Source organism: Paenibacillus sp. HGH0039, assembly GCF_000411255.1.
Lineage (GTDB): Bacteria > Bacillota > Bacilli > Paenibacillales > NBRC-103111 > Paenibacillus_F.
Map to the genome: position 1 here is coordinate 527,464 of NZ_KE150412.1, position 13,632 is coordinate 541,095.

At 53.3% G+C, this 13,632-nt stretch carries 14 protein-coding genes; 3 read left to right on the top strand and 11 right to left on the bottom strand.

Annotation, left to right across the window (positions count from 1 at the left end):
* Positions 1-68: 68 nt before the first annotated feature.
* On the bottom strand, positions 69-974 hold the full coding sequence (locus tag HMPREF1207_RS02000) for an aminoglycoside phosphotransferase family protein (RefSeq protein ID WP_009672682.1): 906 nt from the start codon (positions 972-974) through the stop codon (positions 69-71).
* Between the two features lie 205 nt (positions 975-1,179).
* Here HMPREF1207_RS02000 and HMPREF1207_RS02005 point away from each other — a divergent pair, with 205 nt between their 5' ends.
* Complete coding sequence (locus HMPREF1207_RS02005; RefSeq protein WP_009672804.1) at positions 1,180-1,668, top strand: spore coat protein; 489 nt, start codon at positions 1,180-1,182, stop codon at positions 1,666-1,668.
* 85 nt (positions 1,669-1,753) lie between these two features.
* Here HMPREF1207_RS02005 and bshB2 read toward each other — a convergent pair whose 3' ends face one another.
* The 7 genes from bshB2 to HMPREF1207_RS02040 all read right to left on the bottom strand — a co-directional run bounded on the left by bshB2 (position 1,754) and on the right by HMPREF1207_RS02040 (position 10,206).
* Positions 1,754-2,410: a bacillithiol biosynthesis deacetylase BshB2 gene (gene bshB2 / locus HMPREF1207_RS02010; protein ID WP_016423418.1), complete on the bottom strand. Its 657-nt coding sequence runs from the start codon at positions 2,408-2,410 to the stop codon at positions 1,754-1,756.
* 26 nt (positions 2,411-2,436) lie between these two features.
* Complete coding sequence (locus tag HMPREF1207_RS02015) at positions 2,437-2,781, bottom strand: YojF family protein (protein WP_009672889.1); 345 nt, start codon at positions 2,779-2,781, stop codon at positions 2,437-2,439.
* 189 nt (positions 2,782-2,970) lie between these two features.
* Entirely contained in the window at positions 2,971-6,435 is a 3,465-nt protein-coding gene (locus tag HMPREF1207_RS02020; protein ID WP_009672736.1) for a PAS domain S-box protein, read from the bottom strand.
* Between the two features lie 268 nt (positions 6,436-6,703).
* Positions 6,704-7,591: a hypothetical protein gene (locus tag HMPREF1207_RS02025; protein WP_009672902.1), complete on the bottom strand. Its 888-nt coding sequence runs from the start codon at positions 7,589-7,591 to the stop codon at positions 6,704-6,706.
* Between the two features lie 95 nt (positions 7,592-7,686).
* Entirely contained in the window at positions 7,687-8,205 is a 519-nt protein-coding gene (locus tag HMPREF1207_RS02030) for a TetR/AcrR family transcriptional regulator (protein WP_009672732.1), read from the bottom strand.
* Positions 8,206-8,336: 131 nt separating this feature from the next.
* On the bottom strand, positions 8,337-9,266 hold the full coding sequence (locus HMPREF1207_RS02035) for a manganese-dependent inorganic pyrophosphatase (RefSeq protein ID WP_009672724.1): 930 nt from the start codon (positions 9,264-9,266) through the stop codon (positions 8,337-8,339).
* 127 nt (positions 9,267-9,393) lie between these two features.
* On the bottom strand, positions 9,394-10,206 hold the full coding sequence (locus HMPREF1207_RS02040; RefSeq protein ID WP_009672806.1) for a class I SAM-dependent methyltransferase: 813 nt from the start codon (positions 10,204-10,206) through the stop codon (positions 9,394-9,396).
* A 153-nt stretch (positions 10,207-10,359) separates the two neighbouring features.
* Here HMPREF1207_RS02040 and HMPREF1207_RS02045 point away from each other — a divergent pair, with 153 nt between their 5' ends.
* Together HMPREF1207_RS02045 and HMPREF1207_RS02050 are read left to right on the top strand one after the other, a co-directional pair.
* Positions 10,360-10,815 (top strand): GNAT family N-acetyltransferase, encoded by a 456-nt coding sequence (locus HMPREF1207_RS02045; protein ID WP_009672880.1) that lies wholly within the window; start codon positions 10,360-10,362, stop codon positions 10,813-10,815.
* Positions 10,816-10,919: 104 nt separating this feature from the next.
* On the top strand, positions 10,920-11,198 hold the full coding sequence (locus HMPREF1207_RS02050) for a hypothetical protein (protein ID WP_009672717.1): 279 nt from the start codon (positions 10,920-10,922) through the stop codon (positions 11,196-11,198).
* Between the two features lie 240 nt (positions 11,199-11,438).
* On the opposite strand, the gene HMPREF1207_RS02055 is transcribed toward HMPREF1207_RS02050, so the two are convergent.
* The 3 genes from HMPREF1207_RS02055 to odhB all read right to left on the bottom strand — a co-directional run bounded on the left by HMPREF1207_RS02055 (position 11,439) and on the right by odhB (position 13,628).
* Positions 11,439-11,732, bottom strand: coding sequence for a DUF6509 family protein (locus tag HMPREF1207_RS02055; RefSeq protein WP_009672835.1), 294 nt, complete (start codon positions 11,730-11,732; stop codon positions 11,439-11,441).
* 87 nt (positions 11,733-11,819) lie between these two features.
* Positions 11,820-11,975: a hypothetical protein gene (locus tag HMPREF1207_RS29610; protein ID WP_009672761.1), complete on the bottom strand. Its 156-nt coding sequence runs from the start codon at positions 11,973-11,975 to the stop codon at positions 11,820-11,822.
* A gap of 378 nt (positions 11,976-12,353) precedes the next feature.
* Positions 12,354-13,628, bottom strand: a complete 1,275-nt coding sequence (gene odhB, locus HMPREF1207_RS02060; RefSeq protein WP_009672834.1) for a 2-oxoglutarate dehydrogenase complex dihydrolipoyllysine-residue succinyltransferase — start codon at positions 13,626-13,628, stop codon at positions 12,354-12,356.
* Positions 13,629-13,632 lie beyond the last annotated feature (4 nt).

A 13,632-nucleotide genomic window follows, 5' to 3' on the forward strand; every position in this document is an offset into this window, starting at 1 on the left:
GGTGTACCGGTAAAGCGGCCCGCCAAACTTTGGACTATTAAGTGGAGCCGCGACGGTTTATGACTCCGCTATTCCCCTTCAATAATCAGGTTGATTTGATGAATAAAATCTTTTGCCAGCCCAAGCTGTTTATATGCAAATTCCAAATCTCCGCTGCCTGAAAATGCGAAATCCAAGTTACCTAAAGTGGACATCAGTATGCGTGCGGTAACGGCAAATCCAAAAGCTTGCTTGTCGGCCTGATTATTCATCTGACTCCAGATATATTGAAAGGTTGGCTCCTGAATTCCGTTGAATAATGCAAGATTGCCTACATATGAAGCCAGATCCCAGTATGCGGGCATCCAGGATAAATCTTCAAAGTCCGACCAGACCCAACCTTCGGGACTCGGTAATAAGTTTCTTGAATGGGCATCTCCATGAGACGGTAGCAGCAAACTTGTTTCGAGACGCATCTGTCTATCAATCGCTACGAACAGACTCAGCAAATTTTGTATACGCCGATCCGGATGCTTCATTAATCTAAAAGCCGATTGACATGTCCTCTCCCAAACACCAAGCAGAGGAATCTCGTCGGTAAAATCTTTCAATGCCAGTGAAAGTCTATTAACCAAATCAACTGCTTCGCTTGGGGAAGGGCGCCGCAGTTCTGTAGGGGGAACATACTTCCAAAACGTCATCCATGTGCCGCCAATATCGTAGGGTCCTGCATCCGTACGGTCCGTTGGCAGTCGTACCAGCACTCCCTTTGAATGGAGATGACGTGCGGCTCTTAATTCACGAACCAGTACCTTGTAAGCGTAATCTGCATGATTTTTTGAAAGCACAGTGGCTATTCGGGCCACAATCGGATACGGGGCCAAATGAACGATCAGGTTCCCGCCATTACCAAGTTCGAGAGGAGTAATGTCCTTTAATCCGGCTTTTTCTGCTATTAAAACCGTTTTTGAAATAAGGCTGCTATTATTCGGCACTCCGAGGGCTCCTTAATTAAGGTTAAAAATATCTTAGCATCGTTGCCGCATCCCCTGACAGGTATTAAATATTTATCAATTAACTTTACCTATTCACCGTTAACTTTTCTGTAAACTTGAACTTCCGTCTGTAGATGCTGACAACTTACTAATTTCCGCCCCTTCACATAGGCTGTTAGAAACCCCACGAACGGAGTCTGAGAAGATGAGCCTGCCGAAAGTCCCCAAGCATCTCGCCTGGCACGAAACCTTGGAGCTTCACGAGCTTGTGAGCCTTCAAACCGGACAACTGATCGCTTTTAAACAAAAATTGCCGACGCTTACGGACGAAGGGCTTCAAACGCTCTTCAGAGAGGCGATACAAACCTTGGAGCAGAATCTGAACGAGCTGCTGGCGTATTATCCCAAAGCGCCTGCTTCCTCCAGGAATAAAAATCCGGAGCCGCCCGTCCTGGAAGCGGGACAGCTTCTCGGTTTTGCCAAAACCGCCGTACGCGGTTACGCCTGCGCCCTCACGGAAACCGCGACTCCCCGTCTCCGGGCAACCTTTGTGAAACATCTGTTGAGAGCGGTCGAATTTCATGCCAAAGTGTTCAACCGGATGTATGCGGACGGTGCGTACCCCGCTTATGACCTGAAGGAACTGCTGGAAAACGACGCGGTCAACGCTCGGGCCGCCCTCTCCCTCGAATAACGGCAAAAAACCGCCAAGGAGCGATACGCCTGCTCCTTGGCGGTCTTTCGGCGTGCGGCAAACGGCTTCCGCCCCGCACACTCTTTTATTGAAACCGGTACGTCCATAACCGCTCGTGGCCGAACCGTTCCTGCACCTCTTTGTCGTTCGCGGATTTGCCGCTCAGCTTTCCGTTGAGCTGGAACTGGGAGCTGTGTGCAAGGATCGAGCCCAGCTTCTGCCCCAGATACGGCCTGACATCGCTCACGATATCCGCTTTGCCGAGCACATCTTCGCACCCTTTGGAAAAAGCGATACAGTGAACGACCGGTCTCTCTTCCACGGGGATTCGCTGGACCGTATCAATCACGGCCGCGCCCGTTGCGTCATGATCCGGATGCACGCTGTAGCCCGGGTAGAACGTAATGACAAGCGAAGGATTCAGCTCGTCGATGAGGCCGCGGATTTTGCCGACGAGCAGTTCGCGGTCTTCGAATTCAATCGTTTTATCGTGAAAGCCCAGCATACGCAGATCCTGAATTCCGATTGACCGGCACGATTCCTCAAGCTCGGCTTTGCGAATTTCAGGCAGCGTTACGCGATTGGCCGCAAGGGGATTGCCCATGTTGCGTCCCATCTCTCCCAGTGTCAAGCATGCGTAAGTCACCGGGGTTCCCTGCCGTATATGGCCGGCAAGCGTACCGGATACGCTGAACGCTTCGTCATCGGGATGCGGCAGGACGACCAGTATGTGTCGTTCCATCTCCATCTACCTTCTCTCTTTGTAAGTTAAAAAGGGGCGCGGCTCAGCTGCAGCGAAACGACGAGCTTGCCGTCCTTATCATGTCCCGACAAAATCAGTCTCTGCGTCTCTGTTTCATCCCAATGGGTAAGTCCCTCGGAATAAACCCAGCCTTCTTCCATTTTGAGCCCTACCCGGTAGGGGCCGTTTCCGGCAATGGACCCCTGCAGATAACGGATCTTCGAATTGCGGATAAACGTCGAGGCCGTATGTTTGGACTGGTCAAGATGAGAAGCATAAGCCCCGTTCGTCATTTCCAGATGAATATACAGGTCTTGGCCCTTAAGCAGATCAAGAACTTGCTGGACGGCCGCCTGATTAATAAACTGCATGAAGATTCCTCCAGTAATATACTGACGTATTCACCTAAACTATTGTATGCGGCTAATCTATTGTAGGTTTAAATGTAGCTTATTATAAAACATTCGGATCGACTTCACAAATCGCGTACGGTGCGGATAGGCCCGGTATTCGGGCCTGTACAAACAAAAAACCCGCTTCACGGCGGGTTTTCACGGCTTCTATCGTTCTTTTATCCGAGCGGACCACTCGGCAATCAGACGTTTGAGCTCATCGGCAAGGATCGGCTTGCTGATATAATCGTTCATCCCGGATGCCAGGCACTGCTCTTTGTCTTCTTCTCTGGCAAAAGCGGTTACGGCAATGATGACGGGAGATATTGCCTTCTCCCCGTGTTGTTCACGGATAAGACGGGTCGCCTCGAGCCCGTCCATGACCGGCATCTGCACATCCATGAAAATCAAATCATACGCCCGCTCCCCTGCAGCATGCACGGCTTCCGCTCCGCTGTTTACGACATCCGCCGAATAACCCAGCTTGCCGGTTAACGTATGAAGCAACTTACGGTTCATGGGATGGTCGTCCGCAATGAGCACCCGCAGCGGCGCAGGCTTCGCCTCCGGAAGGGACGGAACAGGCGCGGTTTCCGCCGGAGGGATCGCGGGAGCCGTGTCCGGCGCTTCTGTGCCGCCTAAACTGGAGTGCAGGGTAAAGAAGAAAGTCGAGCCGGCGTTCTCTTCGCTCTCGACGCCGATTTCGCCTCCCATCAGCTCGACCAGCTTCTTACTGATCGACAAGCCGAGACCCGTACCGCCGTATTTGCGGTTAATGGCGGGATGAAGCTGGGAGAACGATTGAAACAGCTGGTGGATTTTCCCGGCAGGAATTCCTATTCCCGTATCCCGGATTTTAAATTCCAACAGGACCGACTGGGGATCGGGAGAATTCGTCATCTCCACCGCTACCGAGACGCTGCCCTGCTCGGTGAATTTGATCGCGTTGCTGATCAGATTGATCAGCACTTGTCTCACTCGCGCCTCGTCCCCCAGCACATACCGGGGCACCCCGGCCGGGATATCGTACGAGAGCTTCAGGTTCTTCTCCTCCGCTTTTACCCGGAAAAGCTCCAGAACGCCCGCCAGCGTTTCCCTTAAATCGACCGCGCCCAGGTTTAATTCCATTTTGCCGGCTTCGATCCGGGAGAAATCCAGAATTTCATTTAAAATATGCAGCAGGGCGTCGCTGCTCTCCCGGATAATATCCGCATAGCTGCGCTGCTCTTCATCCAGCATCGTTTCCTGGAGCAGCCCGGTCATTCCGATAATCCCGTTCATCGGCGTGCGAAGTTCGTGAGACATAATGGCCAGAAACTCCGACTTGGCCCGGTCGGCCTGTTCGGCAAATTCTTTGGCCCGGATAATTTCTTTCTCGTTCGTCACATCCCGGAAAACGACTACGACGCCTTTTCTCTCCCCCTTATCGAACAGGGGCGTAACTTGATAGGACGCCAGAAAGCTCGTTCCGTCCTTCCGCCAGAAAATTCCTTCGCTCGGCGATACGGAAATGCCGTCTCTTACCGTCCGTTCAATCGGCGAATCGCCGGGAAGGTATTGATTGCCGTCCGGGCAGGCCTGCTCGACGGTTTGAAGGTGCCGGTTCCCGATCAGTTCCTTCGGGTTAAACCCGAGCATAGATGCGCCTGCGGGGTTGATAAACATCCCCTGCCCCTGCAGATCCAGCCCGAAGATTCCTTCGGAAACGGAATTGAGAATCAGCGCGTGTTCGTAGCTCAGCTTCTCGATTTCTTCCGTATATTTTTTGCGGTCCGTAATGTCGCTCGTCAGGACATACACCCCGACAATGTTCCCGCCCAGCACGATGGGAACATTCATGACGTTCGCTTCGATGCGGTGTCCGTCTTTATGAATGAGCCCCGTCTCGTAAGTCTGCGGTTCGCCCTGTGCCGCCAGTTCGAAATGCCGGAAGGTCTTGTCGTAATCGGCCTCATGAACCAGCGATGCGAAGTAACCGTCGGTCAGCTCCTTTTCGGAATAACCCGTTAGAACCTGTTGACCCCGGTTAACCGTCAGCAGCTTTCCATGAAGATCGAGCGAAGCTACGCCGACCGGATTGTAGTCAAACAGCGACTTGTATTCCTGGAGCCGGAGCTCCGTGTTTCTACGTTCTGTAATATCGCGTGAAATGGCTACGATTTCCTGTTCTCTGCCCTGGTCGTCCAGGGTGTAACGACTGGTCGTTTCGAACCAGACATACGTGCCGTCTTTACGGAAGAACCGGAACGTAACCTTCTCCTCTCCTTCCCCGTGGAGATTTTCCTGCAGATACTTTTTAACATAGCCGACGTCGTCGGGATGAATGTAGCCGAGTCCCGCCGTACCCACCATTTCTTCAGGCTCGTAACCGAGCATCGTGCGGCAGATCGGAGACACGAACAGGAATGTCGCCAGATCATCCACGGCATGTCTGGAAATAAAATCAAGCGAATATTCCGAAATAAGCCGGTAATTCTGCTCGCTTTCCAGAATCCGTTCTTCCATCCGCCGCCGTTCGGTGATATCCTGCACCATCCCGATAATCTGGATGGGTTTATTGAATTCGTCGGTCACGACTTCCCATTGACCCGCAATGGTGCGTACCGATTGGTCCGGCAGACAAATTTTGTAGAAAGTTTCACCGGATTCCCCGTTTTCAAACGCCTTTTCGATGCTTCCGCGGACACGCGGGAGATCTTCGGGGTGAATGCACCTCAGAAACAATTCCGCATTGGAATCCACGGAATGGATCGCATAACCGAAAATGCGGCGCATTTCGTCCGAGAAAGAAAGCCGCGAGTTAAGCAGATCCCACTCCCAGGAACCGATATGTGCAATCCGCTGAGCCGCGGCCAGCGTTTCTTCATACTTTTTGCGTTCCGTCACGTTGCGGCCGATCGCTAAAACTTTGATGACGCGGCCTTCGCTGTTACGCACGAGCTGAAAGGCGGTCTCCAGCCAAATATAATGTCCCTGCTTGTGCCGGACCCGTCTTATGAAAACCTCTTTCTCCGAATAGAGCTTGTCCCGGTTCCTCATTTGCAAAGCATCGTCGGGATGATAGAAATCGACGCGTTTGCGGCCGATCATTTCTTCCGGCTTATAGCCCAGCAGCCCTTCGACAGAGGGCGAAATATATAGAATTGTCCCGCTCGGAGAGCTGAACGAAATGACATCCTGAATGTTTTGGGAAAAAAGCAGGGAGAGGTCGCGGTTGTCCTCAAGCTCTTTTGCGGCTGCTTTCTGGTCCGTAATATCCGTGATTTCATGAAGAAGATACAGCGGCTGTCCAGCCTCCGGATCGCGTGCCAGTGTCGTGCGGACGTTTAGCGAAATGACGCGCCCGTCTCTATGAAAATACCGTTTCTCTCTGTCGGAGACCTCACCGGGAAAAGCGGCAAGCTTCTCCATCACGTGTTTGTGTTCACTCCTAAAGCTTTCGTCGTCCGGATGCAGAAGTGATTTTTCGGTTCTCCCGAGCAGTTCCGCTTCCGAGTAGCCGAGGATTTTGCATAAAGCCGGATTAACGCCGAGCCACTCCCCGTTTTCAGGAGATGCGAATACCAGGCCGTTCGCCGCCTGACCGTACAAATGGGTAAAAAGCGTTTCTTTAGCCTGCGAAGGGATGTTCACGGGAAGCCTCCTTGATTCCGCCCCTGAATCAGGGGCTCTGTTTCACCAAAACCGGCGATGCGTCCGGGAAACAGATAGGTTCGATGTAGTTATTATAACAACAACGAACCATTTAGAAACGCCGAAATCGGCTTCCGCTCTCTAAAACTTTCAATCTCTCTTCAATCCGCCGACAAAAGCCGGATTTCCTTCGTCTGCAAGGAAAATCCGGCTGAGTGCGGAACCCGTGCGGCAGTATGCCGCGCAGCTTTGCCGAAGGAGGGGGCCGTTAAAGCTTCGGTGCCTCTGGCCGGACTCTCCAGGTTACGGTTACCGACTTCCGGAGAGCCGTGCCCAGAGCAAGGAGCCACACGAGCATTCCGGCGGCTGCCGTGAGCGTCCAGGGCGACAGCTCGGCGACGGACATGCCCGAAGCCGTCTGGAATCCAATGCCCGCGACCGCCAGCATCCAGCCGAGTGAACCGGCGTGGACGAGCATGACTTTGCGGGACTGCGCGTCATCCGATTTTTCCAGCAGCCAGCCAAGCAGCGGAAGCGTCTGAACCGCATGAAACCCCAGCCCGTGCAGAACAATCAGATTGCCCGAAGAGCCGGTGAAGCGGCTCTGGAGCACGATCATGCCGATACCCGCCGCGACGGCCGCCATCGTGGAGAGAAACCCGTAACGGATGCCGAGAATAACAAGTGGTCGCTCCGCAAGTACCGATTTTCTGAAAAAAGCCGCGGCAAGCCAGACGATGAGAACAATCAGCAGCATGGAGTCAAGACCGAAGGTGATGCCTGCGATGTGATCGACGGCGGAGCCCGCCTGTGTAAACCGCGGATTGATTCCCCTCAGATGCTGGACGGATTCCAGCAGATAAGCTGCTCCTGCCGTAAATGCGAGCAGCCAGCGGAATACTTTGCGCGGGCGGCTGCCCATTCCGGCCAATGGGAGAATGGCCGCTATCGACAAGATGAAAACACCTAGCGCCGCGTTAAAGGAAAAGGCGCTTTCCACATTGCCTTCCGGGAGGACCCGGCTTCCGTATAAGGTCATATAAACCGCCATAAAAGCGGCGAGGACCAAGCCTGCCAAACCCGTCCAGATTAGTACGCGTTCGCCGGAAAACATCGATTTGGAGCCGTCATGCCCGTTATAAAAAGCTGGTTTCATTTTGCCCACATCCTATTCTTAAATATTTATTTATTAGTCAATAAATAATCCTGCAAAAAAATAGGCAGCCTTAACGTGCCGCCTTGCTAGGTTTCCTAGCAGTTCAAATCTTTGAAAGGAAGCATCTCGGGAAGCTGCAGCACATCCGAAGTTACGATCAGAAGTCCGATTGCCATGAAATTTCCGGCTGCCGTCTCGACCTCGTCCACTCCGGATTCTTCGAATTTTCGCACGATTGTGGTGTGTATCAGCGCAAACTTCTCGCTCATATGCCTGCGGATTTCGGGCTCTGATATGGCAGGCGCCTGCAACACCATCAACATTTCCGCCCGGTTAGCCCGCATGAGATCTTTGAACGCCTGGCCCATTGATTCCAGAATGAGATCCCCTGAAGCTTCCACCTGTATGAAGACATCATAGAGCCGCTGTACGGCCCGGTCAATCACCGCCTTGAACAGTTCTTCCTTGCTTTTGAAAAAATGAAACACATACGGCTGAGTCACGCCCGACGCTTTAGCCACCATGGCTGTCGTTGTTTTGTAATATCCGAGTTCCGCGAATATTCCAACGGCTGCATTTATAATCTGTTCTTTGCGATCTTCGCGGACAACCAATTCCGCACCCCCTTTTTATTTATCGATAAATAAATAATAAAAGCCGAATGACCGTTTCGTCAAGAGGCACCGTAAAAAAATGTTAAAAAGCCGCCAGGCTTGGATGCCCGGCGGCCGTTATTTTTAAAGTCTTATTTGCTCAAAATGTCTGTCAGAACGGGAACGATCTGCGATTTGCGGGAAACGACGCCTTTCAGCACCGCTTTGTTGTCGGCAAGCGTTACGTTGTACGCTTCTTCAACCGCTTTGGCGGAGGAGCCGAGCGCCAGACCGACGGAATCGTTGTTAAGAATATCCGTTACGACAAACAGGAAAAGATCCAGCCCTTTTTTCTCGATAATCGCGTTCAAAGCCGCTTCCAGCTCGTCCTGGCGGGCGAGTACTTCATTCGTGTCCACCGCGTTTACCTGCGCGATTTCCACCTTGCGGGAGCCCATCTGGAACTCTTTCGCGTCCAGCGAAATGAGCTGCTCGATCGTTTTGTCGCTGAGGTCCGCGCCCGCTTTGAGCATATCCAGTCCGTAGCTTTCGAGATTAACGCCGGCGATCTCCGCCAGTTCGCGGGCGGCCGCCACGTCCTGCTCCGTGCAGGTCGGCGATTTCAGCAGCAGCGTGTCCGAAATGATGGCGGACACCATCAGTCCGGCAATGTTTTGCGGAACGGACTTGCCGTTTTCTTTGTACAGCTTGTTCAAAATCGTCGCCGTGCAGCCGACAGGTTCGGCGCGGTAGTAAAGCGGGCCGCTCGTCTCGAAATTCGCGATGCGGTGGTGGTCGATGACTTCGGCTACGCGCACTTGATCGATGTCGCTAACGCTCTGCTGACGTTCGTTATGATCGACGAGAATAACGGTCTTGACTTCGCCGGCAACCGTCTCGACAAGACGGGGAGCTTCTGCCTTAAAAGTATCCAGCGCGAATTGGGTTTCGCCGCTTACGGCTCCCAGGCGGACCGCTTCTACGTTTTCGCCAAGCTGGGTCTTCAGGTCTGCATATGCGAGTGCGGAACAAATGGTGTCGGTGTCCGGGTTTTTGTGTCCGAAAATCAATGTTTTTTCCATCAATAAAGGCTCCTTACTTCGTTTGAATTTGAAATGGATCGCAAAAAGAGCTAAAAATCCTAACTCGATTATAGCGTTAATATCATCTTATTCCAATCCCTATACAGAGAATAATCGGACGCCTGCTTTAAAGTCTCCTGCCCACGTACAAAAGGTGCGAGGAAGAGCCTAGATTGTACGGATCTTCGGCCGCTTGCAGGATCAGATCCATTACTCTCCTGGAGACTTCCTCCCCTTGTGAGCGCCAGTAATCCCACTGCTCCTCCGTCATTCCGCTGGCGATACTTCCGGAACCGATCAGCTTGACCGTCCCGAAGCCGTTCGTCTCCATGAACGGGATGATATCGCCTACCGGAAAATAGTACGCGCCGGTAAAACGCCCGTCATCGCTGTGATCGAAGCGGCCCGTTTCGGCGAAAGCCTCCAGCCCGCGGACCGTATCGCTCGGCTTCCAATTCAGCGGATCTCGCAGGGAATTGGCGAGGTGCCTTATCCGCGGCATAAAAGCGACAAAGACCCAGCCGTCTTTGGCGGTTACCCGGTGAAGCTCGCCTACCGCCTTCACCCGGTCTTCAGCGGCTTGCAGGTGATAAAGCGGCCCGAGCATCAAGGAGGCGTCGAACTGCCCGTCTCCGAACAGGCTGAGGTCCCTGGCATCGGCTGCGTGAAAGCCGCGGAACCGGTCCAGCAGCCCCAGCTCGCCGGCTTTGCTTCGCGCCGTTTCCACGAGCTTCGGCGTCAAGTCGGCCAAGGTCACGCCATGGCCCTGACGAGCCAGCTCCATGGCGTATTTGCCCGGCCCCGCCCCGTTATCCAGAACAGCGGAGCCGGCGGGCAGATACTTTTTTATAAAAGACAAATTGATGGTGTATTCCCACGGTTCCCGGTCCAGCCTCCCCCACTCGTCAAATTGGCTGTAGTAGTTTACGATAGGTTCCATTTTTGCGCCTCCCGATTGCTGTTACCCCAAATAATTCGAGCCGAAAGGCGTTTTTCCTTTTCACGAGACAGGAATTGGGAGACGGATGTTTAATACGAGTAAAGGTGTGGAGTTATTTAGAAGACAGAAATCGTATAAAAGGAGAAAAAAACGATGAACATTACGGAACTGCGTCATGGCGAACCTTATCCGATGGACCTGCTTCTGCTTGCCGACCCTTCGGAAGAACTGGTTCGGGAATACGTACAGAGAGGACGCTGCTTTACCGGAGCGGCTGCGGACGGGACCGTGATAGGCGTCTATGTGCTGCTGCCGACCCGCCCGGGGACGGTCGAGCTCGTCAACGTGGCGGTCCGCGAGGATTGTCACGGCAGAGGTTACGGCAAGGAGCTGGTTCTCCATGCCGTCGGGCAGGCCCGGGAGATCGGCTTCAAAACGATCGAAATCGGAACAGGCAGCACCGGGGTCGCCCAGCTTGCGCTCTATCAAAAGTGCGGATTCCGGATTACGGGAATCGACAAAGATTTTTTCGTCCGGCACTATGCCGAAGAAATCTACGAGAACGGGATGCAGGTTATCGATATGGTCCGGATGTCCCAGGATTTATAAGATTTTAATGAATTCGCTCTCAATCTCCGACATTTTCTTCGCTTTCCGTTTGGTATGCTTAGGATGCGCTTAGAGAACTAAGTGTACAAATGGAGGGATGAACGATGGCAGAGTCCGAAAATGAAATTCAATTGTCTGAAGAAGAAGCCGCAGCCTCAGAAACAGCCGCTGCCGGCGAGGTAGAAGCAGCCCGGGAAGCCCAAGCGGAGGCGGAAAGCGCCGCCGACGCTGCGGAAACCGAAACGGCGGAAGATGTCGCCCCGGACGCGGATGCCTTAGAAGACAGTACAGAAGAGGTCGACGGCGAAGTCCCGGAAGCCGATGGAACCGGTGAAGCGGAAGAAGCCGTCGAAGACACGGCGTCCGAAGACGTTACGGATTAACCCCTGCAATCCCTTCGCAATCCTTACTTACATCTGCCGAGCCTGTTCCTGTAGGAACAGGCTTTTTATGCGGCGGCCGGCATCCGTTTGGCGCTCAAACAGCGGCGGTTCCCTCCTACACAGCAAAAAAGCATGAAAAAAGGCTTCCCGCGGCCATCCGAAGACGCGCCTGGTAAGCCTCTTGCCAGCCAGCATGGCGGGATTGGTCCGGGCAATAAGCCGTCCCCTCATCCCCGCATTTTATTCGTTCTGCGGAAGATGCTCCCTGCAGAACGTATCGACGACCGCAAGCTCTTCGTCCTCAAGATCGAACTCGAGGTAGGTATCCGTCGAATTTTCATGGAGATCGTACTTGATTATCCGGCTTTGGCCTTCGTCCACGCCGTATATGACCCGCAGATAGATTCCGTTAGCCGTGTACAGCTCGTCGTCTTCCGGAACGTCTACCTCCAGATTAAATTCATAACGCTTTCCCGAAATAATCCCGAACGGGTCTTTTACAAGTTCTGCACTAAAAGCTGTAATCGTTAGCATGTCAGCATTCCTTTCTCATCAAAACCTTCGAAGCCTATTATACACCGAATCCGGGAATTTCCCATCCCCTCTCTTCCGGGCGATTCTTTAGGATATCAGTCCCAGTGCTTTAGCCTGTTCTTCGGTCAGGACAAATTCTTCGTTGGCCCACACATCGTCCTCTTGATTCAAGCCGAACATTTTCATCACTTCGGGCCAGATTCCCTTTTCCAGCGCCTCGCTTTGCGTAATCATGATCTTCATCTCTTCTTCCCCCTTCGAATGGTCATCACTAAATCCCGCTTCTCTTCATTCATTACCCAGAAATGCAAGTACTATGACAGCCGTAGCTTCCTGAATTTTAAAAGCAGCCTGCTTATCTGACAAATCCCACGCTGTGCCGGAACCGCCGGAATAAGAACCGACAGCCGAGTACCGTGACGGATCAGAAGAAAAAGCAGGAGCAGTTTGTCTGAAATCCGTTCATTAATCTTGTTAATAATTATTACCCTTAATTAGATCGATATCTGAAAGGCAAACGGGACATTATTTGCAAAAAGGCCTGCCGAGCAAATGCTCAGCAGGCTTTTATGTCAATAAGCTGGGGGTACGTGCCGGTCGGTTAGCGCTCAAATTGAGCGATTAACCTTCAAGCAGCAGGGATTCCGGATCTTCGAGCAGTTCTTTGACGGTTACGAGGAAGCGAACCGCCTCGCTGCCGTCTACGATACGGTGATCGTAGGAAAGCGCGATGTACATCATCGGACGGTTTTCCATTCTTTCCGCATCGATCGCAACCGGACGGATCTGGATTTTGTGCATGCCCAGAATGCCCACTTGCGGAGCGTTAAGAATCGGTGTGGACAGCAGGGAACCGAATACGCCGCCGTTCGTAATCGTGAACGTACCGCCTTGAAGGTCGGACAGCGCCAGTGTGTTGGCACGCGCTTTGCCGGCCAGGTCTCCGATTTGCTTCTCGATATCCGCAAAGCTCAGACGATCCGCTTCGCGAACGACCGGAACGACCAAACCTTCTTTCGCGGATACAGCGATACCGATGTCGTAGAACTGCTTCACTACGATATCGTCTCCGTCGATCTCGGCGTTCAGATGAGGGAATTTCTTCAACGCGCCAACGACCGCTTTCGTGAAGAAGGACATAAAGCCCAGACCCACATCGTGCTTGTCAAGGAACGCCTGCTTGCGGCGTTTACGCACGTCGAGAATCGCCGTCATGTCGACTTCGTTGAAAGTCGTCAGCATGGCAGCCGTGTGCTGAGCTTCCACCAGACGGTTCGCGATAGTCTGACGGCGGCGGGACATGCGCTTGCGCTCAACCGGTTTGCCCGGTACCGCTTGCTGTGCGGCTTGTCCGGCGCCCCCAGACTTCGCGGCAGCCGGCGCGCTCGCCGGTTGTGCCGCTTGCGTGCCGTGGGACTTCACGTCGTCCGAGTATACGCGGCCGATCGGATCCTGCGATTTGACCTGGCTCAGGTCGATACCGCGCTCTCTGGCAAGCTTTCTGGCTGCCGGCGAAGCGGCCAGCGACGCGCTGTCGCTATCCGCTGCGGAAGCCGCTGGAGCTTTGGCAGGAGCTTGAGCCGCCGGGGAAGCTGCAGGAGCTTCCGCCGCTTTCGGAGCCTCAGGCGCTGCTGCAGGAGCCGCAGACGCCTGTGCGCCGGAGGAAGCGCCGATCACGCCGACGATTTCGCCGACCGATACGTTGTCGCCTTCCTGCTTGCGGATCTCAGACAGGACGCCGTCTTGTTCCGCGCTGATTTCCAGGTTTACTTTGTCCGTTTCAAGTTCAACAAGCAAGTCGCCTTGACTTACCGTACTTCCTTCAGTCACAAGCCATTTAGAGATGGTTGCCTCAGTAATAGATTCGCCTAATTCAGGCACTTTAATATCAGCCACGATG